This window comes from Tabrizicola soli, assembly GCF_015999335.1.
GTDB lineage: Bacteria > Pseudomonadota > Alphaproteobacteria > Rhodobacterales > Rhodobacteraceae > Tabrizicola > Tabrizicola soli.
The window spans coordinates 93,878-119,724 of sequence record NZ_JAEACP010000008.1 but is presented as its reverse complement, the minus strand read 5'-3'; the positions used below and the strand labels follow the sequence as shown (position 1 = coordinate 119,724).

Sequence of the window (25,847 nt, the reverse complement as noted above, 5' to 3'; positions counted from 1 at the left end):
GCGTTCCGGTGAGACCGACGCGAGATCTGCCGTCCCTGCCGCCGCTGCCCGCCGGGCGCGGGCTGGAGGCGGCCGGCGCGGGGCTGAGCCTGCTCTGGGTCCTGCTGGTCTTGTCGGATGTGTTCCTTGGCGGCGAGACGCGGGGAGTCTTCGGCTGGGTTCTGGTGCTGCTGATGGCAGTGCTGCCGGTCGTGCTGATCTGGGGGGTGGTGTCCACGCTGCGCTCGGTGCACGCGTTGCGGGACGAGGCGGCGCGATTGCAGGCGACGCTGGAGACGATGCGCGCGGCCCCCGTCCCGGCGCAGATCCCGGCGCAGGTGCGGCTGGCGGCCCGGTCCGAGGAACCGCCGGCGGCGCGGCAGAACCGGACGACGACGGCGCGGCCGCAGCCCGAACCTCCCGCGGAACAGCCCGCGCTAGCGCTGGAGCCCGAGGAGGTGCCGCCGCCGCTGTCGATCGCCGATTTCATCCGGGCGCTGCAATTCCCGGAATCGCCCCAGGACAAGGAGGGTTTCCGCGCCCTGCGTCTGGCGCTGGCGGACCGGACGGTGGCCAAGCTGATCCGCGCGGCGCAGGATGTGCTGACGCTGCTCAGCCAGGACGGGACCTACATGGACGACCTGCCGCCCGAGCCCTGTCCGCCCGAGCTGTGGCGGCGCTTCGCGGCCGGAGAGCGCGGCAAGGCGATCGCGGCGGTCGGCGGCATCCGTGACGAGGCTGTGCTGGCGCTGACCGCGGCGCGGATGAAGACGGACCCGGTCTTCCGCGATGCGGCGCACCATTTCCTGCGGACCTTCGACCGGACCTTCGCCGCAGCCGAGCCGAATGCCACGGACGCCGAGGTGGCCGAGCTGTCAGACACGCGCACCGCGCGGGCCTTCATGTTGTTCGGGCGGGTGACCGGCACCTTCGACTGAGGCGTCTTGCAGAACAAACTTGCGAAGATGTCCATGGTGGGGGAACAGTTTTCCTAATTTCAGGAGGAGAGGCCGCGGTTGATGAAACCCTGTTCCGACTGGCATATCTTCGCCCCAATCGCGATTCCAACCAGACGAGGTTTCCATGGCCGTCCGCATCAACGATACCGCCCCCGATTTCACCGCCGAATCGACTGCCGGCACGATCCGGTTCCATGACTGGCTGGGCGACAGCTATGGCATCATCTTCAGCCACCCGCGCGACTTCACCCCGGTCTGCACCACGGAATTCGCCGCCGTGGCCCAGCTGGCTGCCGAGTGGAAGAAGCGCAACACCAAGGTGATCGGCGTCTCGGTCGACTCGGTCGACGACCACGGCAAGTGGAAGCGCGACATCGAGTCCTTTGGCGGCGCTCCGGCGGATTTCCCGATCATCGACGACACCTCGCTCACCGTGGCCAAGGCCTATGACATGCTGCCGGCCGATTTCTACCTGCCGACCGAAGGTCGGACGCCTGCCAATTCGGCGACGGTGCGGACGGTCTACATCATCGGGCCGGACAAGAAGATCCGCCTGTCGATGACCTATCCGATGTCGATCGGCCGCAACTTCGCCGAGATCCTGCGCGCGCTGGATGCGGTGCAGAAGACCGACGGCGTGCCGCTGGCGACCCCGGCCAACTGGGTGCCGGGGCAGGACGTGATCGTTGCGCTGGCGCTGAACAACGAGCAGGCCAAGGAACGCTTCGGCGAACTGGACATCAAGCTGCCGTACCTGCGCTTCGCCAAGGCCTGAGATCGGCGGGGCGCCTTCGGGTGCCCCTACACGCTTTCAAGCTTGGGGAGCAGAAGCACCGGCGCGCCCAGTTCGACCGCGTCGTAAAGCGTGGTGATGTCGTCGTTGACCAGTCGCACGCAGCCGTTCGAGACGGCGGAGCCGATGGTCCAGGGCTCGGGCGTGCCGTGGATGCGCAGGAAGGTGTCGGCGCCGCTGTCGTCGAAGAGATACAGCGCCCGCGCCCCGAGGGGGTTCTTCGGGCCCCCGGGCATTCCCTCGGCCCATTTCGCATAGCTGTCGGGGTCGCGGGCGATCATGTCCTTGGTGGGCGTCCAGCTGGGCCATTCCTTCTTGGCGCCAAGGGTAAACCAGCCGGCTTCATAAAGGTTGCCGCGGCCGACGCCGACGGAATACTGCATCCCCTTGCGCGGGGTCAGGACGTGGTAAAGCGCGAAATAGTCCGGGTCCACGATGATCGAGCCGGGTTCCTGCGGGTCCTGGAAGCGGACCGGACGGGGGAGGAATTCCTCGGGCACGACCCAGGATTCGGCCGATTGCTCGGCATGGCCGAAGGCGCGGAGCGGGAGTGCGGCGGCGAGGCCCGCGCCAAGGATCTGTCGTCGTGTCAGGGGGGGTCGGATCATCTTGCCGTCTCCTTCGCTGGGGCCAAGCTTGCGACAGGCAAGCCGGGGGCGCATCCGACAAAGTCGTGAAAGCGCAGGGAGAGAATGCGAAAAAGGCCCCGGGGTTCCCCCCGGGGCCTTTCGTTCGGCTTGGAAAGTGGTTCAGCCCTCGGCCGATTCCTCTTTCTTTTCCGTGATTTCCTCGCCGGTCTCCTGGTCGACCATCTTCATGCCAAGGCGGACCTTGCCGCGGTCGTCGAAGCCCAGAAGCTTGACCTTGACCTCCTGGCCTTCCTTCAGCACCTCGTTCGGGTGGTTCAGGCGCTTGTTGGCGATCTGGCTCACATGCACCAGACCGTCGCGCTTGCCGAAGAAGTTCACGAAGGCGCCGAAGTCGACCAGTTTCACCACCTTGCCGGTGTAGATCTTGCCGTCTTCAGGCTCGGCCACGATCGACCAGATCATGTCATAGGCCTTCTTGATGGCCTTCTGGTCGTTCGAGGCGATCTTGATCACGCCGTCGTCGTTGATGTCGACCTTGGCGCCCGAGACCTCGACGATCTCGCGGATGACCTTGCCGCCGGAGCCGATCACTTCGCGGATCTTGTCGGTCGGGATCTGCATCGTCTCGATCTTCGGGGCGTATTCGCTGAAGCCCTGCGGAGCGCTGAGGGCCTTGGCCATTTCGCCCAGGATGTGCAGACGGCCGTCTTTCGCCTGGGCGAGAGCCTGTTTCATGATCTCCGGGGTGATCCCGGCGACCTTGATGTCCATCTGCAGCGAGGTGATCCCCGAGGCGGTGCCGGCAACCTTGAAGTCCATGTCGCCGAGATGATCCTCGTCGCCGAGGATGTCGGTCAGCACTGCCCAGGAGCCGTCATCTTCCAGCACCAGACCCATGGCAACGCCCGCGACCGGCGCCTTCAGCGGCACGCCCGCGTCCATCATCGACAGCGAGCCGCCGCAGACCGAGGCCATCGAGGAGGAGCCGTTCGATTCGGTGATCTCGGAGACCACGCGGATCGTGTAGGGGAAGTCGGTCGGCGCCGGGAGAACCGCCTGCAGCGCGCGCCAGGCGAGCTTGCCGTGACCGATCTCGCGACGGCCGGGGCTGCCCACGCGGCCAACCTCGCCGACCGAATAGGGCGGGAAGTTGTAGTGCAGCAGGAAGTTGGAGCGGTAGTTGCCGTTCAGGGCGTCGATGATCTGCTCATCCTCGCCGGTGCCGAGCGTCGTCACCACGAGGCCCTGGGTTTCACCCCGGGTGAACAGCGCCGAGCCGTGGGCGCGCGGCAACACGCCGGTTTCCGCCACAATCGGGCGGACGGTCCTGGTGTCGCGGCCGTCGATCCGGCGGCCATGCTTGACCACGTCGCCGCGCAGGACGGCCGATTCCAGCTGCTTGATCGCCGGGCCGAGGTTGGCGTCGGCCTGATCTTCCTCGGTCATCGCGGCCTTGATCGCCTGGACGGCGGCATCGATGGCGTTGGTGCGGTCCTGCTTGTCGCGGATCGCAAATGCGGCGCGCATCTGCTCCTCGCCCGCGGTTTTCACCTTGGCGTAAAGCGCCGAGTAGTCGGGCGGGGTGAAGTCGAACGGCTCTTTCGCCGAGGCTTCGGCAAAGTCGATGATCAGGTCGATGACCGGCTGCATCTGTTCGTGGCCGAAGACCACGGCGCCGAGCATTTCCTCTTCCGTCAGCTCGTAAGCCTCGGATTCGACCATCATCACGGCGTCTTTCGTGCCGGCGATGACGAGGTCAAGGCGCTGGTCGGGCTTCATGCGCAGTTGCGTCATGTCGTCCATCGCCGGGTTCAGCACATACTGGCCGTCGACGAAACCGACGCGGGCCGCGCCGATCGGGCCCATGAAGGGCACGCCCGAAACCGTCAGGGCGGCCGAGGTGGCGATCATCGCCACGACGTCCGGGTCGTTCACGAGGTCGCAGGAGAGCACGGTCGCCATGACCAGCACTTCGTTGCGGAAACCGTCGACGAACAGCGGGCGGATCGGACGGTCGATCAGACGCGAGGTCAGCGTCTCTTTTTCGCTGGGCCGCGCCTCGCGCTTGAAGAAGCCGCCGGGGATCTTGCCGGCTGCGTAGTATTTTTCCTGATAGTGAACGGTCAGGGGGAAGAAGTCCTGGCCCGGCTTCGCGGCGCGCGCGAAGGTCACGTTGGCCATCACCTGGGTTTCGCCCAGCGTCGCGATCACCGACCCATCGGCCTGGCGCGCAACTTTCCCCGTTTCCAGCGTGAGCGTTTCATTGCCCCACTGGATCGATTTCTTCGTCACATTGAACATGTATCGTTTCCTCTGAGGACCCGGCCCCTGCCGGTGCCCCCGCATATGGCGGCCCCATTGCCGCCGTCCCCCCGATCCTTCGCACGGGCCCCGGGGGCGGGCCTCACGTCTCAGATGGGCGGGGCCATACAGGAAAATACCTGCGATGGAAAGCGAAGTCCTGTCCGGCGGTCACTCCGCCGCCGCGGTGACGCGCATCCGCCCGGTGGCGACCAGCGCCACGCCACCAAGGGTGACGGCGAGGCCGAGGGCCATGGCGAGGGTCAAGGGCTCATGGAACAGGGTCCAGGCCCAGAGCATGGTGACAGGCGGGCTGAGGTAGACGGTGGCCGAGACCATGGCCGGCGGGTAGAGGCGCAGGAAGAGGTAATAGATCAGCCAGCCGCCGTAGGTGGCGAGGATCACCAGCCAGGCCATTCCCATCGCGTAGTCGAGGGTCAGCGGCGGAAAGAGGCTGCCGGTGGTCGCCGCCACGGGGGCGAACATCGCGGCGGCCCAGAGGCATTGCAGGCAAAGCCGCTGCGGGATGCTCAAAGGCAGCGCGGCGCGGCGTTCCTGCATCACGGTGGAGAGGGCGAAGGCCAGCATCCCGAGGATCGGCAGGGCATAGGCATGGGCCGGGGCCGCGCCCAGCGACAGCGCGTCGGCCGAGACGAGGAGGACTCCGGAGAGGGCGACGGCGGTGCCGAGCCATTGCTGCGGCGAGAGCGGCTGCGCAAGGAGGGGGGCGGAGAGGACGGCGATGCCCAGGGGCACGAGGTCCGCCATCAGCGCGACAAGGCCGGTCGGCACGCCCTCGCCGATCGCGAGGGCGAAGCCGCCGAGGTAGAGGAACATGCCGAGGAAGGCATAGGCGCCCTGCTCGAGCACGGCGCGGGGGGTGATCCTTGGACCGCGCATGAGCGCCAGAGGAAGAAGGCAGAGGCCGGAAAGCAGGCTGCGGCCGAACAGGATCTGCGGCACGGTGGCGCTGTCGGTGGTGAAGCGGATGCCGACGAAGCCCGAGCTCCAGCAGATCACGAGGGCGGTGGTGAGGGTGAGGAACAGGAGGGGAGAGGGGCGGAGCGGCATGAGCGCACTCTGCCAATGCGCGAGGAGCCGGAAGCTCTGGCCCCGACGCCTGGCGTGCCGGTTGCGACGGGCAGTGAAAAGGGGCAAAAGAAAACGCCCGGCCTTGCGGTCGGGCGTCTGGCGGGAGCGGGTCAGATCGCCGACTTGATCCAGGTCTCCAGCGCGGCCTTGGGGGCGGCGCCGACCTTGTTCGAGACGACCTGGCCGTCCTTGAACATGAACAGCGCCGGGATGCCGCGCACGCCGAGGACGGCGGGGCTGTCCGGGTTCTCGTCCACGTTGACCTTCACGATCTTGACCTTGCCGGCATATTGCGCGGCGAGCTCTTCCAGCGCCGGGCCGATCTGGCGGCAGGGGCCGCACCATTCGGCCCAGAAATCCACGACAACCGGAATCGGCGACTTGCGGACTTCGGCATCGAAAGTGGCATCGGTGACTGCGACAGTGGCAGCGCCCATGGTCGTTCTCCTACGGGATTTGTCGGGCAAGAAGGTATGGACGCAGGGCGGGAAGGTCAAGGGATCGTGGTGCGGGCCAGGGCCTGCCTCACCATCTCGGGATCGATGGGCATCAGCGCAGGCGTGCGGGTCCAGAGGATCGCGGTCTCGATCCGCCGGCCGGGGTAGATCTGGGCGAGCATGTGGGCATAGGCGCCAAGCTGGCGCAGGATACCCTCGGGAACCTGAGCCGGGCTTTGCGGCACGACGGCGTTCGACTTGTAGTCGATGACCAGCACCCGCTCGGGGGTCACGATCAGGCGGTCGATGCTGCCCGCAAGGGTGCGGCCCTGCCAGGGGGCGGTCACGGCGACCTCGGCCATTGTGTCGGGGGAAAAGAGCGGGGCGAGGGCGGGGTGATCCAGCACCAGCCGCGCCTCGGCCAGGATCTCGGCGGCCAGCGTCGGGTCGGGGATCAGGCCGGCGGCATGGGCGGGCCAGCTGGCGGGGGCAAGGCCGGGCAGGCGTTCGAGGAGGAGGTGCAGCGCGGTGCCGCGCGCCTTGGCGACGGCTTCGGGCCAGGCCGGTTCGCCCGGCAGCGCCTTGGCCCCGCCGAGATCGGAGGGGGAGAGCGACTTCGGGGGCTCGAGATGCGCGGGGGCGGGGCGGGTCAGCCAGTCCGGAAGCGCGCCGGGGGACATCTGCGCGGCGGGAAGCCGGGTCAGCGGCTCGGGCCAGTCGCCGAAGGCATGGCGGCGGACACCCGCGCCCGCGTCGAAGGCCGTGGCGCGGTCCACCCCGGCGCGGATCAGGTTGTACCAGCAATCGGGCTGCGTCACCTCGCCTGCGGCCGCCGTGATCAGCCAGCAGCGCGCCCTGGTCATGGCGACGTAGAGGAGGCGCAGGCGTTCGGCGGCCTCGCGCGTCTTGCGGGCGGCGCGTTCGGCGGCGATGGGCGCGGGGCTTTCTGCGGCGGGCATCTTCCAGACGGCGGGGCCCTCGGGCAGGCGGAAAAGCTGGTCGCGCTCCTGTGGCTTGCGATCGCCGGTGTCGGGAAGGATGACGATCTCGCCCTCCAGCCCCTTGGCGCCGTGGACGGTCATCACCCGGATCAGCCGCCCCTCGCCGTCGAGTTGCCGCTTCACCTCGACGTCGTCGGTCTGCATCCAGACCAGGAAGCCGGTCAGGCTGGGCACCTCGTGGCCCTCGTAGACCAGGGCTTGCGACAGAAGCTCGTCGATGCCGTCCTGCGCCTCGGGACCGAGGCGGGCGAGGAGCTTGCGGCGGCCGTCGTGACGCTGGAGCGCGCGTTCGATCAGGTCGTAGGGCCGCAGGAAATCGGCCTGGGCGCGCATGTCGTTCAGAAAGTCGAGCGTTTCCCGGTGGTTGGCGTCGTCGCGCAGCACTTCCCACAAATAGCCCTTGCGGGGGTTCGCAAGACGGAAAAGCTCGGTTTCGGACCAGCCGCAGAGGGGAGAGCGGAGGAGGCAGGCGAGGGAGAGGTCGTCCTCGGGCGTATCGAGGAAGGCGAGGAGGGCGGTGAGATCGCGGACGGCAAGCTCGCCGCCCAGTTTCAGGCGGTCGGCCCCGGCGATGGGCAGGTCCAGCGCCTTGCAGGCGCGGATGATCTCATGGAACAGGGGCGAGCGGCGCTGGACCAGGATCAGGAAGTCGCCGAAGTGTACGGGACGTTGCGGCGGTTTTCCATCGCGCGCGACCTGTGGGATCTGCACCCCGGCGGCGACGGTGTCGCGGATCCATTCGGCGATGCGGCGGGCGAGGATGACGCGGGGATCCTCGGCGCTGCGGGCATCGACGGGGTCGAACCAGTCGCCCGGTTCCGGCGCTTCGGCTTTTTCCTCGACCGGCCAGACATCGACGCGACCGGGCAAGCGTTCATTGAAGGCGCGGTGGCGGGATTCGCCGCCGAGGGCCTGGAATTCGGCCTGGGTGAAGGTCTGGTCCACCACGTCGAGGACCGCGCGCGAAGAGCGGAAGGAGTGTTCCAGCAAGCGGTCGACAAGGCCCGGCCCACCCTCGAGCCGACTGTGGAAATGGTTGCGCTTGAGGTCGAAGGCGGCGACATCGGCGCCCTGGAAGGAGTAGATCGACTGTTTCTTGTCGCCCACGACGAAAAGCGTGCGGGGGCGGAGGGAGGAACCTTCGCCCGCGATCAATTCGGACGCGAGATGCTCGATCAAGTCCCATTGTTCGGGGCTGGTATCCTGCGCCTCGTCGACGAGGATGTGGTCGATACCGCCGTCGAGACGGTAGAGGACCCAGGCCGCAAGCGAAGGGTCCTTCAGCAGTTTCAGGGCCTTGCCGATGAGATCGTCGAAATCGAGCAAGCCGTGTGCGGCCTTGCGGCCCTCATAAAGCGGGAGGAAGGCGGCGGCGAAGCGGTGGAGGGCGAGGGATTTCTCGGCCGCTTCAAGGCAGATGCGACGGGCACGGGTGGTTTCAACCCTGGCCATCAGCGCCTCGCAACGGTCCATGAGGGGATCGAGGCGGGCGCGGGTGTCCTTGGTGGGGAAGGTCCCGATCTTTGCGGCAAAGGGGGTCTTGGCCCCCTCGCCGAACAGGAACAGGCCTTCCAGTGCGACGAGGGTCGCACGGTCGGGATTGCCAAGGTCCAGAGGGCGCAGCCGGTCGGCGGCCTTGCCGTCGGTGGAGGAGCCCTGCGCCAGCCCGGCGATCAGGTCGGAGAACCAGAGCGGTTCGTCGCCCAGGAAGGCCTCGGCCAGGAGGTCGGTGGACCCGTAGCCCTGCGGCAGGTCGAACAGCGCCCAGATCGCAGGCCCGTCCAGCGGCGTGGCGAAGGCGGCGCGGTGGCGGGACAGCTCCTCGACCAGGGGGGCGAAATCCTCGGCCCCCTGCACCTCCGCCAGGCGGCGGACGAGGGGGGCGTGCGGGCCGTCGGCCAGTTCCTCGACGATCTCGGCGCGCATCTGGCGGGCGGAGCGGTCGTCAAGCTCGGCGAAACCTGGGGGGACCCCGGCCTCGAGCGGGAAGCGGCGCAGGAGGCTGCCGCAGAAGCTGTGGATGGTCTGGATGCGCAGGCCGCCGGGGGTCTCGATGGCGCGTGCAAAGAGTTGCCGGGCGCGGGCGAGGCGGGGGGCGGAGAAGTCGGCCTCGCCCAGGTCGAGCAGCGCCTTGCGCAGGTCGGGCTCGGGCGCCATGGCCCATTCGCCCAGCCGCTTGAACAGGCGGTTCTGCATCTCCGACGCGGCGGCCTTGGTATAGGTGAGGCAGAGGATGTGCTGCGGTTCCACCCCCGACAGGAGAAGCCGCGCCACCCGGTCGGTCAGCACGCGGGTCTTGCCCGAGCCGGCATTGGCGGACAGCCAGGTGTTGCGCTCGGGATGGGCGGCGGCGATCTGGGCCTCGAAGGCGGGGTTGATCGTCATGTCAGATCCTCGGCCCTGGGGTCCTGGGTCATGTCCCATTCGCCATAGCGCGACAGGTGGTCATAGTCGGAGCTGTCGTTTTCCGACATCAGCGCGCGGCGGGCGGTGTAGCCCTGGGCGGGTTCGGCATAGGCCCGGATCAGGCGCACGAACTCTTCCCATACCGCGCCGACCTGGCCGGGTTTCAGCTCGGTTTCCACCTTCTTCAACTCGGCCTTCAACCCGATGAAAGCCAGCTGCGCCACCTCGGAGGGACCGAGCTTGGCGAAACCGCCGCGTTCGGCCATGGCGGCGGCGAGGAGAAGCTGCTTGTCGAAGGTGCGCTGCTGCTTTTCGCTGGGCGGATCGCCGGTCTTGTAGTCGATGAGGAGAAGCCGGCCGTCGGCAAGCCGGTCGATGCGGTCGGGCTTGCCGGTCAGGGTGAAGTCGAAGCCTGCGACAGGGGTGGCGCCCTTCTCCTCGAGCAGGACGGGGGTGCCGCCGGTGCTGGCGGAATAGCGCAGGAAGGCGTCGGCGGCCTTGGCGATGCGGACGCGCCAGACGGTGCGGGCGAGCGGCCAGGCGACGCGATCCGCCAGGACCTCGTCGGCCACGGCCAGAAGCGTGGCGCGGTCGGCGCCGCCGCGCCGGATGAAGCTTTCCAGGATCTCGTGCAGGACCACGCCGCGCAGGCGGGGGTCGGCCTCGGGGCGGAGGGGGTCGAGCGGCGAGAGGCGCAGGACGTGGCGGGCGTAGATCGCGTAGGGATCGCGGACGAGGCGGCCGATTTCGGTGAGCGACAGGCGTTTCGGCCGTGCCGTCACCGGCGGGCGGGGCGAGGGGCGAGGGGCGGGGAGAACGGGATCCACCTGGTCGAAGCGGGCAGTGAGGGCGAGCCAGTGCTGGCCCCGTTGCCGCATCTGCTCCAGCGCCTGCGGTCCGTCGCGGTCGGGCAGGCCGGACATCAGGTTGACCAGCCGGTTCAGCCAGCGCGCGGGGACGGTTTCCGCCTCGGCCCCCCTGGTGGCGCGGGAGAGGACGACACGTGGCGCGGCCACGGCCTGCTGGTAGTCATGCGCGGAAAGGCCGATCCGGCGTTCCGGCAAAAGGAGACCGGCCGCCTTGCGCATCGCGCGGTTCAGCCAGGGGTCGGGCGGCGGCTGGGCGGGCCAGGCGCCTTCGTTGAGGCCGCCGAGGATGACGAGTTCGGCCCCCTGCACCCGGGATTCGATGGTGCCCCAGATCATGATTCCGGGATGGACGCTTTCCGCCTCGCGCACCTCGTGCCGTTGCAGGACGCCGTGGAACAGGCGGCCGTAGTCGCCGGGGGTCAGGATGCCGGCGACCCCGGCCTCGGCCTTCAGTTCCGCCACCGCCTCGGCCGCCTTCTGGCCGGCCTCCTTCTCCCACAGCGCGCCGGAGCCTTCGGTCGCGAAGCCCTGGGCGAGGCGTTCGGCGGTGGCAAGGTGCGTCTCGACGAAGGCGGCAAGCGGCAGGGGGCCGATGGCGGCCAGCGGCGGCAGCGTCTCGCCCAGGATCCGTGCCCAGTCCCGTGCCCCCTGGATCCGGCTGGTCCCGGCCCAGGTGGCCAGGCTTTCGGCCGTGGGAAAGGCCGGGCCGTGGCGGCGAAGGTGAAGCTCAAGCTCGCGGGTCAGGATCAGATGCGCGCCGCGACCGGGGCCGGAGAAGGCGAGCGGGTGTTTCAGCAGCGAAAGCAGCCGGTCCGAGGTCAGCCTTTCGCCGATGAGCCCCGCAACCTGGCGCAGGAAGCGGCCGGGTGCGGAGAGCGGCAGCGGGCGGCCGGCGGAATCATCGGGGCGGATCCCCCAGCGGTCCAGCGCGGCGGTGACGCGGCGGGTCAGGTTGCGGTCGGGCGAGATCAGGGCGGCGCGGATCCCGTCCTCGGCCGCCTTGCGCAGGATCAGGGCGATGGCAAAGGCCTCGGCCCTTTCGCCGGGAGCCTCGATCAGGGTCAGGTCCTGCGTCGCCGGGATCAGCGGCGGCAGCGAGGGTCCTTCGGCGAGCCATTGGTCGGTGATCGGCGCGGGGCGAAGCGAGAGGGAAATCAGTCGGTTGCGCTCTGGCGACGGAGGGGCGGCGGTGGTCCAGGGGTGGACGGCGTCCGGCCCGCAGTCCAGAAGGTCCATCAGCGCGCGGAAGCGGAATTGCGGGTGATCCTCGGCCGTCAGGGCGTCGTCGAGCCGGTCCCAGACGGCGGTGGGCTGGTCGAAGTCGTAGCCGGGCAGGACGACCGCCCCCTGCGGCAGCCGCGCCACCGCCTGCATCAGCAGCGCCGTCGTCCCGCGCGAGCCGGTGGACCCGGCGAGGATCACCGGACCGGCGGGCGGCGTCGCCTTCCAATGTGCGGCGAGGGACAGGACCGCCTGCCGCAGCCGTCCCTCGCCGTCCTCGTCGCGGTCCATGGTCTGGGCGACGATGCCGAGGAAGGCCTGGGTCCGCGCCCAATGGGCGGAATGGTCGGCCACATCCAGCGCGGCGATGTGTGCGGGCGGGACGCCCTCGCCCTCCATCTCCTCCATCAGCGCGGCAAGGCTGTCGGCCAGGTCATACAGCGCGCTGCGGGGGAAATCGGTGGTGCCGGTCTGCAGGAGCTTGTCGAGCAGCACGGTCAGTTCCAGCCGCCGCCGCAAGGGAGGCACGGCGGCGGGCAGGGGGGCAGGGCCAAGGCTGGCGGCATCGGGCAGGAGAAGGAGGCGGGGCAGAAGCCGCGCGCCTTGGGCCAGCAGGCAATCGGTCACCCGCCGCCGCATCCGCTGGGTGTTCAGGATCAGGGTGATCCGGGCCAGGGCCTCGGGCGGCTGGCCCTGCATGCGGCCGAGAAGGCCCGCGACCAGTTCGGCCGGGAAATCGACGCCGGGAGGCAGGGCGTAGAGCGCGGGGTCAGCCATGGTCACACAACAGCCGTTCGGCCTCGGCGATCCCCTCGGGATGGCCCACGTCGCACCAGTGCCCCCGGTGGACAAGGCCGAAGGCGGTGCCGGCCGCGATCATCTCGTTCCAGGGGCGGTTGAGCGAGAAGACTTCCTCCCTGCTTGCGGCCACGCGGTCGGGAGAGAGGATGCAGGCGCCGATGTAGACGTGATCCTCGCTGCCTTGACCGCGCGAGATGCGGCCCTGCGGATCCAGTCGGAAATCGCCCTTCGGTCCATGCGCCAGGGTCTGCGCCAGCGGCAGCAGGAGGAGGAGCGCCTCCATCCGGGCGGGATCCCAGACGGCGGCAAGCTGGGCCAGCGGGTTCGCGCCGGTCCAGATCCCGTCGCTGTTCAGAAGCGCGACCGGGCCGGGACCGAGAAGCGGCAGGGCGGCCTTGAGCCCGCCGCCGGTCTCCAGGATGCGGTCGGCCTCATGGCTGATGTGGACGCCATGGGGTTGCAGGTGGGCGGCAAGCTGACCGGCCCGGTAATGCGTGTTCGCCACCACCCGCCGCACCCCCGCCGCGGTCGCGGTCCGCAGCGCGTGGTCGATCAGCGGCCGGCCGGCGACGGGGATCAGCGGCTTGGGCCGATCGGCGGTCAGCGCGCCCATCCGGGTGCCGAAACCGGCGGCGAAGATCATCAGCGGGAAGGGAAAATCGGGCATTGGGCTTCGATGCGGGCAAGGATGGAAGGGCTGGGGTCGGGCAGGACCCGGTCGCAGATCGCGCGGAGGTCGGCGAGTGCCGGATGGGCGAGGTTCTGCCGCAGCTGGCCCCAGACGCGAGGCATCAGGCGCAGGTAGCCGGGCTTGCCCGCGACGGTGCAGAGCCGGGCGAAGACGCCGAGGATGCGCAGGGCGCGCTGGGCGCCGAGGGTGGCGTAATGGGCGGCGAAGCTTTCGGGGCCGGCGGCGGTTGCGGCGGCGAAGCGGGCGATCATCGCCGTTTCGGTCGCGGGCCGGACATCGCGGCGGGCGTCCTGGAGGAGCGAGACCAGGTCATATCCCGGCTGCCCCAGCTGGCCGAGCTGGAAGTCGAGGAGGCCCACCCGTGCGGTCCCTTGGCGGCTGGGTAGCCAGAGTAGGTTCTCGGCGTGGTAGTCGCGCAGGATCAGGACGCGGGGGCCGTCGGCATGAGTCTGCAGCGCGCGGGTGAGGCTGTCCGTGAAGTGGTCGGGATCGGGCGCGGTTCCGGTGGCGGCTTTTGCGTAGACGGACAGGGCCATGGCGGCGGCCTCGGCCCAATTGCGGGCGGAGAGGTTCGGCAGGCCGGGCGGGGGCGGGGCGGCCTGGAGCCGGACCAGGACATCGACGGCGGCGGCGTAAAGCCCGGCTTCCGCGTCGGGATCGCTCGCCAGGAGCCGGGCGAAAAGATCGTCGCCGAGGTCCTCCAGGAGGAGGAGGCCAAGGGCGGTATCCTCGGCCAGCAGGCGGGGCGGCGAGAGGCCGAGGGCGGCCAGATGCCGGGCCATGGCGGCGAAGGCGTCGGGATCGTCGGCCCCTCCGGGCGGGTTGTCCATCAGGACGGCCGTGTCCTTTCCCCGCCGCAGCCGCCAGTAGCGCCGGTCCGAGGCATCGCCGGCCAGATGGCGGCGGTCGGCCCTGTCCCAGCCGGTGCCGGCGAGAAAGGCTTCGATCAGGCGCTCGCGATCAGACATCCAGCGCCGCCTTGCGCAGGACCCCGCGCCCGCCGGTCAGGGTGGCAAGTCGCCCCTCGCCGGCAGCGGAGAGCTCCAGCCGCAGCGCGTCCGGCGGCAGATGCGCGCCCAGCCGGTCGGGCCATTCGACCAGGCAGATCGCGCGGGTGAAGGCCTCGTCGAGGCCGAGTTCCCAGACCTCGTCAGGATGGGTGAGGCGGTAGAGATCGGCGTGGAAGATCTCGTCCTCGGGTGGACCATAGGTCTGGATCAGGGTGAAAGTGGGCGAGGGCACCTCCTCGTGGCGTCCGAGACGGGCACGGATGAAGGCGCGGGCGAGGTGGCTTTTCCCCGCGCCGATCGGGCCGGAGAGGAGGATCACGTCGCCCGGTCGCGCCAGGGCGGCCAGCCGGGCGCCAAGGGCGGCGGTTGCGGCCTCATCGGGCAGGATCAGGGTGACGGTCTCGGGGGCCATGGAGCGAGTCTACCCGGTGCCCGGCGGGCCGCAAGGGGTGGCGGGCACCGGGTTGACCTTGCAGTGGAACCCTCATCGCCTCTGGCTGGTGGCGGAGCGGGGGTTTCACACCCCCGCACCCCCGTGGAGTATTTCTCCAAGAGGAAGCATCTTGCGGTGTTTCAGAGGGCCAGGGCAGCGAGGCGGTGGGGGGCGGGATCCTTCCGTGCACCGGCGAGGAAAAGGGGCGACCAGGGCCGCTTCACGGGTATTCTTTGCGCCGGGCCGACGAGTGCGCGAAGTGCTTGAGGAGGCGCGTCGGAGGACAGCGCGCTCATGCCTGGACGGGCAGGCGGGCGAGGTGGCTGACGGAGGGGTTCGGCATCGTCTCGGCCATCTGGCGCAGACGGAAGGTGATCAGCGTCGCCCCGCCGGTCAGGGGGCGGAACTTGCAGTCGATCAGACGTCCGTCCAGAAGCCGCGCCTCGCCGTTCCAGCCGGTGCGGTCGCTGAGGGTCAGGACGAAATCGGTCGCATCCTCCCACAGGAGGCTGGGCGCGGTATGGTCGCGCCACCAGCTGCAGAGCGTGCCGATCCCTGCGTCCGAGAGGAGCACGGCCGGATCGTGGCCCCAGAGCCGGGCATAGGCGAGGTTCGACATCACCAGCTGGCCGCCCTGCGAAAAGACGGCCACGGCCTCGTCCACGGTGTCGATCACGGACTGGCCCAGCTCCAGATCGGCGCGGTAGCGGCGGGTGCGGGTCATCTCGGTCGAGATGTCCTCGAACATGAAGGCAAGGGCGCCGTTCGGATGAGGGCGGCCGATCACGCGGTAGGTCTGGCCGCCCGGCAGGCTCCAGGTTTCCTCGAACCGGCCAGAAGCGGCCTCTTCCTCGAGGCGGACGAGCTGGCGGCGCCAGCTGCGGTAATCCTTGGGCTCGGGGATCATCGAGCGGGCCCGCATCGCATCCAGCACCGCGCTGAGGGTCGGGCGGGCGATCAGGAAATCCGGGGCCAGCGCGGTGAGGTCGGTGAGGGCGGGGTTGAAGAGCTGCAGCACCCGGTTGCGGTCGAAGATCGCCAGGCCGATCGGCAGGTCGGCGAAGGTCTTGGTCAGGGTCTGCATGAACTCGCGCAGGGCGGTTTCGGCCTGGACGGCGGCGTTGGCGGCCAGGGCGTAGCAGAAGGTCTCCTCCCCGACCGGGACGCGGAAGAGGTCGAACCATTCCGGCCCGCTCTGCATCTGCAGCCGGGCGCGGGGCGGGGTGGCGCTGCGGTTGTCGGGGCGGTCGAAGAGCCGGGGCAGGGGCCAGGTCAGATCCTCGCCCTCGGCCAGCAGCTCGACCGCGCGGATGAGATAGGCGTGGTTGGCCCAGATGACCTGGCCCTGCTCGTCCTCCTTCCACATCAGGACGGGGGAACGGGCCAGGACCGCCCGTTGCGACAGGACCTCTTGCTGGAGGGCGGCGGTGGCGGCGGCATCGCGGCCGGACTGCGGGCCATCGGCCGGGGCCACCATGGTCAGCCGGGTCATGCCTGCGACATGTTCGGCATGGATCGCCATGGCCGGGACCACGCCGGAGCCGGAGGGGACATGGACCTGACCCAGCCGCGGCAGGCTGTCGATCCGGTCGGCGAGGCCGGGAAACATCGGCCCGAGGCGGAGGAGGAGCTTTTGCCAGGCGCCGGCGCCATCGGCTTCGGGCACCAGCTGGCGCGCGGCGGGGCTGGCGTCGAGCAGGCGGTCGCCGTCGAAGAGGAAGACCGTCGCCTCCGGCCTGCCGTCGCGGAAGATGCTGGCCACGGGCCGCGTTTGCCGCGACTGCCAGGCCGACAGGAGGAGGAGGCTGGAGAGCACCACCAGCGTGGCCGAGACCACCATGCCGAAAACGTAGATCAGTTCCGTCGCCATGCCGCTTCCCCTTTGCGGCAGGCTAGGCGGAAAGTCGTTAATCGGCGGTTAATGCAGTTTCAGCCCTCGATCCGCTGGTTTTCCCCCAGGGCACCCGCGGCCGGGGCGAGGAGATCGGCGAGCGGCCAGACGGCCTCGACCACGGCACCGCAGCGGGCGGGGCGGTCCTCGTAAGGAAGGAAGGGATCGGTCGCATTGGCGAAGGTCAACTCGGCGCCCGAGCGTTCCAGGAGCGTCTTGGCGATGAAGAGGCCAAGGCCCATCCCCTCGTAGCCGGGGCGCTGGGGGGCTTCCGGCTCGGCCCTTCGCGCGCGGACGAAGGGGTCGCCGATGCGGCCGATGACGCTCTGGGGGAAACCCTCGCCATCGTCGATGATGCGCAGGGTCACGGTGCTGTCGGACCAGTCGACCTCGATCCAGACGGTCGAACGGGCAAAGTCCACCGCGTTCTGGATCAGGTTGCGCAGGCCGTGGATGATCTCGGGGCGGCGCAGGATGGTGGGCTGGGTCCTGCCCTCGGGGATCAGGATGAACTCCACCTGCTTGCCGCGTGAAAGGTGGGGTTCGGCCGCCTCGCGCAGGACGGCGGAGAGCGGGGCCTGGCGCAGGTGGAGGTCGTCCTTCCCGGCGCGGCCCATGTCGCGCAGGATGTCGCGGCAGCGGTCGGCCTGCGCGCGGATCAGGCGGGCGTCCTCTTGCAGGTCGGGGTGGTCGGACAGCTCCTCGATCAGCTCGGCGCTGACCAGCTTGATGGTGGCCAGGGGCGTGCCCAGCTCATGCGCGGCGGCGGCGACGACGCCGCCGAGATCGGTCAGCTTCTGCTCGCGCGCGAGGGCCATCTGGGTGGCCAGCAGCGCCTCGGACATCGAGCGGATCTCGGTCGCGACGCGGCGGGCGTAGAGGCCGAGAAAGAGGATGCCGATGACGATGGCCAGCCAGAAGCCGAAGGCGAAGGTGGGGGGAACGACCAGCTCGCGCCCGTCGGAAAAGCGCAGGGGCTGGTACCAGAAGGCGGCGATGGTGACGAGAAGGATCGCCACCCCGCCGATGATGACGGTGGAGCGCAGCTGCAATGCGCTGGCCGAGATGGTGACGGGCGCAAGGACCAGCAGGGCGAAGGGGTTGGTCAGCCCGCCGGCCAGGAGGATCAGGAACCAGAGCTGGCCCAGGTCGAACAGGAGGGTGAGGCAGGCCTCGGTCTCGGACAGGCGGCGGTTCTCGGGGAAAAGGGTGCTTGCGAAGATGTTCGCCAGGACCGAAAGGGCGACGACGGCGAAGCAGAGGCCGAGCGGCAGTTCCAGCCCGTAGAAGCGGTCTGCGACCAGGAGCGCGGCGATCTGGCCCAGGATCGCCAGCCAGCGCAAAAGGATGAGCGTGCGCAGGCGCACCCAGTTGGCCCGCGCTTCATGCGCCGGGGTGGTAATGCCCGCAGTCACCATGGTGCGATCCGTTGTCCTTTTCTGACGGTTTGCCATTGTTATGCCGCGCCGCATCTGGGATCAATGCGGCGCTGGAAAGAACGGAGGGTCGGATGACCAGGCTTTATGCGGGAGTTGCAGTGGGGGTCGTCGCGGCCTTCCTGGGAGGTTCTGCCTGGTATGTGATTGCGAATCGCGCCGGCGATGCCTTTGCGCAATGCCGCCAAGGCCAGATTGCCGGCGGCGAAATCGGCGGGCCCTTCACGCTGGTCAATCCGGCGGGCGAGACGGTGACGGATGCCGAAGTGATCACCAAGCCGAGCCTGGTCTATTTCGGCTATACCTTCTGTCCCGATGTCTGTCCCTTCGACATGCAGCGCAATGTCGAGGCGGTGGATATCCTGGACGAGCGGGGGATCGACGTGAACCCCGTCTTCATCTCGATCGACCCGGATCGGGATACGCCCGAGGCGCTGGGCGATTACGCCCACAACATGCATCCCAAGCTGATCGCCCTGACCGGGAGCGCCGAGCAGGTCAAGACGGCCAGCCAGGCCTACAAGACCTATTATCGCAAGCAGCCCGGGGATGACGAATTCTATCTGGTGGATCATTCGACATTCACTTATCTGATGATCCCCGGCACCGGCTTTGTGGACTTCTTCCGCCGCGAGGTTACACCCGAGCAGATGGCCGACAGCGTTGCCTGTTTCGTCGAAGCGGCCTCGGCCGGGAAATAAGCACCAGAAGGGAGGGCGCATGACCGAGCATATCGAGGCCGATCTGGGAGCGGACCGTTCGCTTCTTCTGGTCGATGACGACGAGTCCTTCGTGAAACGTCTGGCGAAGGCGATGGAAAAACGCGGGTTCCAGCCGGAAACCGCGCAATCGGTGGCCGAGGGGCGGGCCAAGGCCCTGGCCCGGCCGCCCGCCTATGCGGTGGTCGACCTGCGGCTGGAGGATGGCAACGGGCTTGAGGTGATCGAGACCCTGCGCGAGAAACGTCCGGATTGCCGGATTGTCGTCCTGACCGGCTATGGCGCGATTGCGACGGCGGTGGCGGCGGTGAAGATCGGCGCGGTCGATTATCTCTCGAAGCCGGCCGATGCCAATGACGTGACGCAGGCCCTGCTTTCGCGCGGCGAGGCAATGCCCGAGCCGCCGGAAAACCCGATGTCGGCCGATCGCGTCCGCTGGGAACATATCCAGCGGGTCTACGAGATGTGCGACCGCAATGTCAGCGAAACGGCGCGGCGGCTTTCGATGCATCGCCGGACACTCCAGCGTATTCTTGCGAAACGCAGTCCGAAGTGAAACGGAATTGTTGCCAACCGGGATATACGCGCCTATGCAATGGATGCGGATATTCGAGAGGGGACAATCTTGAACAACGATCTGAATTCGCTTTCGCTGAAAGAGCTGAAGGACCTGCAATCCCAGGTCGCAAAGGCGATTGCCGGTTATGAGGACCGCCGCAAGCGCGAGGCGCTGGCGGAACTGGACGAGAGAGCCCGGGCAATGGGCTTTTCGCTGGCCGAACTGACCGGCGCGGCCTCGCCGCGCAAGCGTACGGCCTCGACGGCGAAATACGCAAATCCGGCCAATCCGTCAGATACCTGGTCGGGTCGCGGGCGCAAGCCGCGCTGGTTCAGCGAGGCGCTCGCCAAGGGCCGCCGCCCGGAAGACATGGCGGTCTGAGACCGTCAGTCGCAGGCGGCCAGCAGCCGGGCCACGGTAGCGATATAGTCCGCCCGCACCTCTGCGGGCGGGCGTAGCCGGATTTCCAGCCGCCAAAGCACCTCGGGCGCGGGGCGGCCGAACAGCCGGTCGGCCTCGGCCTCCTGAAACCCCGCGATCCGCACCGCCTCGAGCCAGGCGGAAACCTTGTCGGCCGCCTTGATCTGCTTCTTGATCGGCGCCGGCAGCACGGCGGGCAGGCCGAAGCGACGATGCACCGCCGCGGTCAGCCGCTGGTCCAACTCGCCATAACCCGGCCCCACGGCCGCCTTCACCGGGCTGATCATGTCGCCGATGACATATTCCGGCGCGTCATGCAGCACGGCGGCCAGCCGCCAGCGGGCGGCGATGCCGGGGTTCATCCGGGCGAAGATCTCCTCGACCAGCAGCGAGTGTTCGGCCACCGAATAGGCGAAATCGCCCCGCGTCTGGCCATTCCAGCGCGCGACGAAGGCAAGACCATGGGCGATGTCCTCGACCTCGATGTCCATCGGCGTCGGGTCCAGCAGGTCCAGCCTGCGGCCCGAGAGCATGCGTTGCCAGGCGCGGGGAGGCATGTCAGATCCGCGCCCGGTAGGGATCGGGGTGACGGTCGATCATCGCCTTCACCAGCCCCATGCCGCGGAAATGCCGCAGCATGATGCGCGAAGCCTCGACCAGCGGTATCGGCGCAGGATCGCAGGGCGGGGCAAGCTTCTCCAGCGCCTCGGGGAAGAAGGTGGCGTAGAACTCGCGGTAGGCGTGGTTGAAACGGGTGTCGAACCAGCCCGAGGAATCGCGGTCCGGTTTCTTGCGCGAGACGAAATGGCGGAAGAACACGGGATAGCGCACCGGGATCAGCGGATAGCGGCCATTCAGCTGCCAGTTCCAGCAGGGCGCCAGCTGGGCGAACTTGCCGCGCAGCGCGAGGTTGGTGAGCGACTGGTCGGTCAGCACGATGGCATGCGGATGGGTGTTGCAGATGTCCAGCGACCGCCGCTCGACCTCCTGCTCGACATAGGCGCGGGTCTCGATCAGCTGGAAGCCGGTATTGGCATAGGCGAGTGCGGGAAGGCCCGCCTTCACATATTCTTCGGCATGGAAGTTGGGCCGGAAGAAATAATATGCGTCCAATGCGGCGGCGATCGGATGCGGGCCGATGTCGATCTGGAACAGACCGTTCAGATCGCCGCCTTCGACGAACATGTCGCAGTCGAGATAGAGGATGCGGCGGTAGCGGTCGCCGAGTTCGCGCGCGAGAGTCAGGCGATAGAGCGGCGCCATGGTGCCGATGAAGCGGGCGACCTCGGCATGGGCGGGAAGCTCTCCGGTCCGGTGCAGGATCAGGCCCAGGTCGCGGGCCCAGTCGGGCAGGGGCAGGTCATCGCGCGAGGCGACCACGAAGTCGAAGCGGCGGAACGGGTTGTGAAAGGCGATCTGGCGCAGCATGAACAGCGCCATGGGATAATAGTTCCGGTCGCAACAGAAGACGACGGCCTGGTCGTGGCGCTGGGGATCGGTCATCGAAAGCCTCGCTTGACTATGCACGCATCAAGACCAGGTGCATTTGGCGGGTGGCCCACGTTGTCTTGACCCGACACATTTGCTATGGCCGCGCGGGAAACGAAAGACAGGAATTTCAGGACGCCATGGACCATATCGTCAAGGACATCTCGCTCGCCGAGTTCGGCCGCAAGGAACTGACCATCGCGGAAACCGAAATGCCGGGCCTGATGGCCTGCCGCGAGGAGTTCGGTGCGTCGCAGCCGCTGAAGGGCGCGCGGATCGCCGGTTCGCTGCACATGACGATCCAGACCGGCGTGCTGATCGAGACGCTGAAGGCCTTGGGCGCGGATGTGCGCTGGGCGTCCTGCAACATCTTCTCGACCCAGGACCACGCCGCCGCCGCCATCGCGGCCTCGGGCACTCCCGTCTTCGCCATCAAGGGCGAGAGCCTTGAGGAATACTGGGACTATACCGACCGCATCTTCCAGTTCGGCGGGGAAGGCGGCACCTGCAACATGATCCTCGACGACGGCGGCGATGCGACGCTCTATATCCTGCTCGGCGCGCGGGTCGAGGCGGGCGAGACCGACCTGATCGCCGTCCCGACCTCGGACGAGGAAGTGTGCCTCTTCAACCAGATCCGCAAGCGCCTCGCCGCCAGCCCCGGCTGGTTCACCAAGCAGCGCGAGGCGATCCAGGGTGTCAGCGAGGAAACCACCACCGGCGTGCATCGCCTCTACGAGCTGCACAAGAAGGGCGAGCTGCCCTTCCCGGCGATCAACGTCAACGACTCGGTTACCAAGTCGAAGTTCGACAACAAGTATGGCTGCAAGGAAAGCCTGGTCGACGGCATCCGCCGCGCCACCGACACGATGATGGCCGGCAAGGTCGCCGTGGTCTGCGGATATGGCGACGTGGGCAAGGGCTCGGCGGCGTCGCTGCGCGGGGCCGGAGCACGAGTGAAGGTAACCGAAGTCGACCCGATCTGCGCCCTGCAGGCCGCGATGGACGGCTATGAGGTGACGCTGCTGGAGGACGAGGTCGCCACGGCCGACATCTTCATCACCACCACCGGCAACAAGGACGTGATCCGCATCGAGCACATGCGCGCGATGAAGGACATGGCCATCGTCGGCAACATCGGGCATTTCGACAACGAGATCCAGGTCGCGGCGCTGCGCAACCACAAGTGGACCAACATCAAGGACCAGGTGGACATGATCGAAATGCCTTCAGGCAGCCGGATCATCCTTTTGTCCGAAGGCCGCCTCCTCAACCTCGGTAATGCCACCGGCCACCCGTCCTTCGTGATGTCGGCCAGCTTCACCAACCAGGTGCTGGCGCAGATCGAGCTGTGGACCAAGGGCAAGGACTATGCGCCGGGCGTCTACATCCTGCCGAAGGCGCTGGACGAGAAGGTCGCGCGGCTGCATCTGAAGAAGATCGGCGTCAAGCTGACCGAGCTGAAGCCGGAACAGGCCGCCTATATCGGCGTCAAGGTCGAAGGTCCGTTCAAGTCGGATCATTATCGCTATTGATCGGGCAGCGGGCCGGGCAGCTGTCCCGGCCCCCTTCCGCAGGGCGACATTTTTTCCCATTGCCTCGTAGGATCGTTGTCCTAAGCTGCCGCCGTCCCGCAGCGACGGGAGACTTTGGCAATTGAAACGAGGGATAGCATGGGCAAGCGCGACGAATTGATCGCAAAATATGCGGACGACCTGAAGACCAAGTGCAAGGTCACCCCGGACATGGACCTTCTGACCAAGGTGACCATCGGCTGCGGCCCGTCGATCTATGACAATGACGCCCAGACCGTCGCGGCCTCGGACAAGGACGAGCTGGAGCGGATCCGGGCGAATTTCCTGGTGAAGAAGCTGGGTCTGCAGGATGGCCCCGCGCTGATGGACGGGATCAATGCCGCCATCGAGACCTATGGCAAGTCCGAGCGCAACAAGTTCCGCGCGGTGTTCTATTACCTGCTAGTCAAGCATTTCGGCAGGGAAGCCGCCTACAGGTAAACGGCATCCGGCCGCATGTGACAAGCCCGCGCGTCCGGCGTGCGGGCTTTTGACTGTGTGGGATTTGTAACGAATGCGAGGCACTCCCCGCTTGCCCACAGCGGGGGATTCGGGTGAAAACAGTCTTGTCAGGGCAGGACGCCCGGGACCCTTATACAGATCACGCGGTGCTTGGGGTGTGCGCGTGGGGTGGATGAAGGGTCCCGTAGGGGTGCGGGGCCCTTCATTCCTTTTCAGTCATCCTGCCGGGGCCGGGTCCAGTCGACCTCGCCGCAGCTTTCGCAGGTGGTGACCGGGGCCGATGCGATCCGTCCGCATTCGATGCAGCAGCCGGGGTCTCCCGGCGCGGGCGGATCGCGTTCGGCCAGTTCGATTGGCGGGACGATGCGCAGGCCCGCGATGGGGCGGTCGCGCAGGAACACCGACAACTCGCCCGAAGGCTCCAGATAGGCGCGGTCGATCTGGCCAAGGTTGCGGATGCCCGCCAGGCGCAACTTCTCCATCAGCTCGGTTGCGCCATGGTCGCGCGCCGTGATTCCGTCGCGCCGGATGACCCCGTCGCGGATCACCTCCACCGGCCCGCCGTCCAGCACCCGCTTGGCCGTCCGCCAGCGGGCAAGCATCAGGTCGGCCGCCTTGTCGAACAGGACGACGAGAAGGATCACCAGCATGGCCGGCAAGAGCGGCACATCGGGCTGGAACATCGGGTCGCCCACGGCCGAGCCGAGTGCGATGACCAGTAGGAACTCGACCACCGACATCTGCGCGATGCTGCGCCCGCCGATCCAGCGCAGAAGCACCATGGTCCAGACCAGGATGATGACGACCCGCAAGGCGACCTCGGCCAGGAATAGCGGCGGCAGGTCGCCCAGGATCAGGCGCGACAGGTCGAAAGGCACGATCTCGTCCATCAGACATTTCCTCCGCCAGGGCAACCCGGCCGCGAAGCGCGTGGTTCCGCAGGAACTTTCCGGCCTTCCCGGTGTTCTTCCGGGCAGCAACCGAAAGGGCAGCCGATGGAACAGAGCGACATCGAACGCATCCGCCTGCGTGCCTACGAGATCTGGGAAGCGGCCGGTCGCCCGGCAGGCAAGGACCGCGAGCACTGGGAGCAGGCCCAGGCCGAGCTTGCGGCAAAGGACGCCTACGGGCTGGACCGCGAGGAGGTCGTCGCGATGCGTGAGGGCGCGGAGCGGGTGGAAGACGAACCCTAGCGGGAACATTGCGCGGGGTCTGGCGGTTTCAGGGGGACAGGAAGGGAGCGCCTCATGTCCGCACCGCGTACAAATCTGGAAAAGCAGAAGCGCCGCCACATCGTCCCACTTCTGGGGATGCTTCTGGTGGTGGTGTTTGCCGCCGGGCTGATTCTCTACTGGCAATTCGAGGAAGCCTCGCAGGGGGATGGCCCCGGCATCGAGGAACCCTCGGATCCCGGCGCCTCGCCCGAGGTCGGCTCGGGCACTGCCGACTGATCATTCGCCGCCGTCGGTGGCCCGGTCGTTGGTCCGGGTCTTGCGGTCCCCCTCTTCGCGGTTGACGCCGCCGGCATTCGCCTCGCGGTTTCCCGGCATGGTCGAAGGCGGGTGCTTCGTCGCCTCCTCGTTCATCTTGCGGACCTGCGCCTTCATCTGGATGCGGGCCCGAGTGTTCTGCTGGTCATTCGCGGATTGCTTCACGTCCATGCCTTTCGCAGATCGAGGACCCGGTCTTGCGGCCGGGTCCGTCCGATTGTTCGCGCTGGGTCAGTTCCCGGCGGGAAGCGTGCTGGTGGCCCAGGTCGCCGGGTCGTCGGCATTGTAGGCGGGAACGGCTTCAAGCTGCTCGCGGCTCCAGGGGAGATAGACGCGGGTGTCGTCACCGTTGCGATAGAAGGCCAGGTCGCTGACCGGGACTGCCACGCGGTGCTCGCCTATCCCGAGGAAGCCGCCGATGTCGAGCACGACATGGGTGACCTCGCCGACCGTCGCGGCCGTCGCGGTGGTCGTGTCGCCAGCCGTCGTTGCGGTATCGGCCGCGCTGTCCGAGGGAGCCGGAGCCGTATAGGCCGTGTCGTCGGCCGTGCCGGAATCGGCGGCCGTCGTGTCCGCGGTGCCGGTGTCGGGCGTGGCCGTGCCGTCATCGGTCGCGGTGGCCGTGTCGTCCGGTGCCGTAGCGTCGCCGGTGGCGGTGGTTGTATCCATCGCCGTGGAGCCATCCGTGGCCGGGGCAGTCGTGCCGTCCGTCGCGGTCGCGTCATCCGTCGCCGGAGCGGTGGTCGTGTCGGTTGCGGTGGCGTCGTCTGCGGCCGGAGCGGTCGCGTCGGTCGCTGTGCCGTCAGCCGCTTCCGGGACGGTGGTGGTTGCCGCATCGCCGGTCGCGGGGGCGGCGGTCGTGCCATCCGTGGCGGTATCGCCGGTGGTCGGTGTGGTCGTGGCGTCGGCGGTGCCGTTGCCCGTCGCCGTGGGCGCCTCGGTGCCCTCGGTGTCGGTCATGGTGAAGACCAGGTCGCCGACTTCGCCGATGGACTCTCCGGTCACGTCATAGACCTTTTCGCCCAGAAGCTCTTCGGCGGAGAGCATCGCCTCCTGGGGCTCGAAGCCTTCGGGAACCGTCACTTCGACCTGGGGCGCCGCCGGATCGGCGGTCTGGGCGAAGGCCGCGGCGGGCAGGAAAGCCGCCACCAGGGCGGTTGTCAGGGTCAGGCGTCTCATGCTTGCACCTCCGAGGGATGAAAAAGCGGCGCGAGGGTTGCTCGCG

General features: G+C 68.1%; 25 protein-coding genes. 9 read left to right on the top strand and 16 right to left on the bottom strand.

All coding sequences use genetic code 11. The features are described 5' to 3' along the window. The first annotated feature begins 8 nt into the window (after nucleotides 1-8). On the top strand, nucleotides 9-917 hold the full coding sequence (locus I7S92_RS09065) for a hypothetical protein (protein WP_287864355.1): 909 nt from the start codon (nucleotides 9-11) through the stop codon (nucleotides 915-917). A 145-nt stretch (nucleotides 918-1,062) separates the two neighbouring features. Next, the gene (locus I7S92_RS09060; RefSeq protein WP_197643178.1) at nucleotides 1,063-1,713 is read left to right on the top strand and encodes a peroxiredoxin; all 651 of its coding nucleotides are present in this window, start codon (nucleotides 1,063-1,065) and stop codon (nucleotides 1,711-1,713) included. Nucleotides 1,714-1,739: 26 nt separating this feature from the next. Here I7S92_RS09060 and I7S92_RS09055 read toward each other — a convergent pair whose 3' ends face one another. The 11 genes from I7S92_RS09055 to regB form a co-directional block, all read right to left on the bottom strand. Continuing rightward, entirely contained in the window at nucleotides 1,740-2,339 is a 600-nt protein-coding gene (locus I7S92_RS09055; RefSeq protein ID WP_197643177.1) for a L,D-transpeptidase, read from the bottom strand. A gap of 141 nt (nucleotides 2,340-2,480) precedes the next feature. Further along, a complete protein-coding gene (pnp, locus tag I7S92_RS09050; RefSeq protein ID WP_197643176.1) occupies nucleotides 2,481-4,622 on the bottom strand; it encodes a polyribonucleotide nucleotidyltransferase in 2,142 nt (713 codons plus the stop codon). Between the two features lie 171 nt (nucleotides 4,623-4,793). Beyond that, on the bottom strand, nucleotides 4,794-5,693 hold the full coding sequence (locus I7S92_RS09045) for a DMT family transporter (protein ID WP_197643175.1): 900 nt from the start codon (nucleotides 5,691-5,693) through the stop codon (nucleotides 4,794-4,796). Between the two features lie 131 nt (nucleotides 5,694-5,824). Then, entirely contained in the window at nucleotides 5,825-6,151 is a 327-nt protein-coding gene (trxA, locus tag I7S92_RS09040) for a thioredoxin (protein ID WP_197643174.1), read from the bottom strand. A 56-nt stretch (nucleotides 6,152-6,207) separates the two neighbouring features. After that, the gene (addA, locus tag I7S92_RS09035) at nucleotides 6,208-9,537 is read right to left on the bottom strand and encodes a double-strand break repair helicase AddA (protein ID WP_197643173.1); all 3,330 of its coding nucleotides are present in this window, start codon (nucleotides 9,535-9,537) and stop codon (nucleotides 6,208-6,210) included. After that, nucleotides 9,534-12,425, bottom strand: a complete 2,892-nt coding sequence (addB, locus tag I7S92_RS09030; protein ID WP_197643172.1) for a double-strand break repair protein AddB — start codon at nucleotides 12,423-12,425, stop codon at nucleotides 9,534-9,536. Before addB ends, addA begins: the two co-directional genes overlap by 4 nt. Then, a complete protein-coding gene (locus I7S92_RS09025; protein WP_197643171.1) occupies nucleotides 12,418-13,116 on the bottom strand; it encodes a nucleotidyltransferase family protein in 699 nt (232 codons plus the stop codon). Before I7S92_RS09025 ends, addB begins: the two co-directional genes overlap by 8 nt. After that, a complete protein-coding gene (locus I7S92_RS09020; RefSeq protein WP_197643170.1) occupies nucleotides 13,092-14,108 on the bottom strand; it encodes an aminoglycoside phosphotransferase family protein in 1,017 nt (338 codons plus the stop codon). The genes I7S92_RS09025 and I7S92_RS09020 overlap by 25 nt, the downstream gene beginning before the upstream one ends. Then, nucleotides 14,101-14,562, bottom strand: a complete 462-nt coding sequence (gene tsaE / locus I7S92_RS09015; RefSeq protein ID WP_197643169.1) for a tRNA (adenosine(37)-N6)-threonylcarbamoyltransferase complex ATPase subunit type 1 TsaE — start codon at nucleotides 14,560-14,562, stop codon at nucleotides 14,101-14,103. Before tsaE ends, I7S92_RS09020 begins: the two co-directional genes overlap by 8 nt. Nucleotides 14,563-14,875: 313 nt before the next feature. Further along, the gene (locus tag I7S92_RS09010) at nucleotides 14,876-16,453 is read right to left on the bottom strand and encodes a PAS-domain containing protein (RefSeq protein WP_197643168.1); all 1,578 of its coding nucleotides are present in this window, start codon (nucleotides 16,451-16,453) and stop codon (nucleotides 14,876-14,878) included. A 59-nt stretch (nucleotides 16,454-16,512) separates the two neighbouring features. After that, complete coding sequence (gene regB, locus I7S92_RS09005; RefSeq protein WP_197643167.1) at nucleotides 16,513-17,892, bottom strand: sensor histidine kinase RegB; 1,380 nt, start codon at nucleotides 17,890-17,892, stop codon at nucleotides 16,513-16,515. Nucleotides 17,893-17,984: 92 nt separating this feature from the next. On the opposite strand from regB, the gene I7S92_RS09000 reads away from it, so the two are divergent. From I7S92_RS09000 to I7S92_RS08990, 3 genes are all read left to right on the top strand, one after another. Continuing rightward, nucleotides 17,985-18,611 (top strand): SCO family protein, encoded by a 627-nt coding sequence (locus tag I7S92_RS09000; RefSeq protein ID WP_197643166.1) that lies wholly within the window; start codon nucleotides 17,985-17,987, stop codon nucleotides 18,609-18,611. 19 nt (nucleotides 18,612-18,630) lie between these two features. After that, nucleotides 18,631-19,185 carry an ActR/PrrA/RegA family redox response regulator transcription factor gene (locus I7S92_RS08995; RefSeq protein WP_197643165.1) on the top strand — a complete coding sequence of 185 codons (555 nt, stop codon included), beginning with the start codon at nucleotides 18,631-18,633 and terminating at the stop codon, nucleotides 19,183-19,185. 69 nt (nucleotides 19,186-19,254) lie between these two features. Next, entirely contained in the window at nucleotides 19,255-19,569 is a 315-nt protein-coding gene (locus tag I7S92_RS08990) for an H-NS histone family protein (protein WP_197643164.1), read from the top strand. A 5-nt stretch (nucleotides 19,570-19,574) separates the two neighbouring features. On the opposite strand, the gene I7S92_RS08985 is transcribed toward I7S92_RS08990, so the two are convergent. Next, nucleotides 19,575-20,165 carry an HD domain-containing protein gene (locus I7S92_RS08985; protein WP_197643163.1) on the bottom strand — a complete coding sequence of 197 codons (591 nt, stop codon included), beginning with the start codon at nucleotides 20,163-20,165 and terminating at the stop codon, nucleotides 19,575-19,577. Between the two features lies 1 nt (nucleotide 20,166). Next, nucleotides 20,167-21,111: a glycosyltransferase family 8 protein gene (locus tag I7S92_RS08980; protein ID WP_197643162.1), complete on the bottom strand. Its 945-nt coding sequence runs from the start codon at nucleotides 21,109-21,111 to the stop codon at nucleotides 20,167-20,169. A gap of 125 nt (nucleotides 21,112-21,236) precedes the next feature. Here I7S92_RS08980 and ahcY point away from each other — a divergent pair, with 125 nt between their 5' ends. Together ahcY and I7S92_RS08970 are read left to right on the top strand one after the other, a co-directional pair. Next, nucleotides 21,237-22,631, top strand: a complete 1,395-nt coding sequence (ahcY, locus tag I7S92_RS08975) for an adenosylhomocysteinase (RefSeq protein ID WP_197643161.1) — start codon at nucleotides 21,237-21,239, stop codon at nucleotides 22,629-22,631. Between the two features lie 138 nt (nucleotides 22,632-22,769). Continuing rightward, on the top strand, nucleotides 22,770-23,111 hold the full coding sequence (locus I7S92_RS08970) for a DUF2853 family protein (protein ID WP_197643160.1): 342 nt from the start codon (nucleotides 22,770-22,772) through the stop codon (nucleotides 23,109-23,111). A gap of 233 nt (nucleotides 23,112-23,344) precedes the next feature. On the opposite strand, the gene I7S92_RS08965 is transcribed toward I7S92_RS08970, so the two are convergent. After that, nucleotides 23,345-24,022 carry a DUF421 domain-containing protein gene (locus I7S92_RS08965; RefSeq protein ID WP_197643159.1) on the bottom strand — a complete coding sequence of 226 codons (678 nt, stop codon included), beginning with the start codon at nucleotides 24,020-24,022 and terminating at the stop codon, nucleotides 23,345-23,347. A 105-nt stretch (nucleotides 24,023-24,127) separates the two neighbouring features. Between I7S92_RS08965 and I7S92_RS08960 the strand changes: the two genes are divergently transcribed. Both I7S92_RS08960 and I7S92_RS08955 read left to right on the top strand, forming a co-directional pair. After that, the gene (locus tag I7S92_RS08960; RefSeq protein ID WP_197643158.1) at nucleotides 24,128-24,325 is read left to right on the top strand and encodes a DUF2934 domain-containing protein; all 198 of its coding nucleotides are present in this window, start codon (nucleotides 24,128-24,130) and stop codon (nucleotides 24,323-24,325) included. A 54-nt stretch (nucleotides 24,326-24,379) separates the two neighbouring features. Then, nucleotides 24,380-24,583: a hypothetical protein gene (locus tag I7S92_RS08955; RefSeq protein ID WP_197643157.1), complete on the top strand. Its 204-nt coding sequence runs from the start codon at nucleotides 24,380-24,382 to the stop codon at nucleotides 24,581-24,583. On the opposite strand, the gene I7S92_RS08950 is transcribed toward I7S92_RS08955, so the two are convergent. Both I7S92_RS08950 and I7S92_RS08945 read right to left on the bottom strand, forming a co-directional pair. Next, a complete protein-coding gene (locus I7S92_RS08950; protein WP_197643156.1) occupies nucleotides 24,584-24,793 on the bottom strand; it encodes a hypothetical protein in 210 nt (69 codons plus the stop codon). A 60-nt stretch (nucleotides 24,794-24,853) separates the two neighbouring features. After that, the gene (locus tag I7S92_RS08945) at nucleotides 24,854-25,801 is read right to left on the bottom strand and encodes a PRC-barrel domain-containing protein (protein ID WP_197643155.1); all 948 of its coding nucleotides are present in this window, start codon (nucleotides 25,799-25,801) and stop codon (nucleotides 24,854-24,856) included. Between the last annotated feature and the right edge of the window lie 46 nt (nucleotides 25,802-25,847).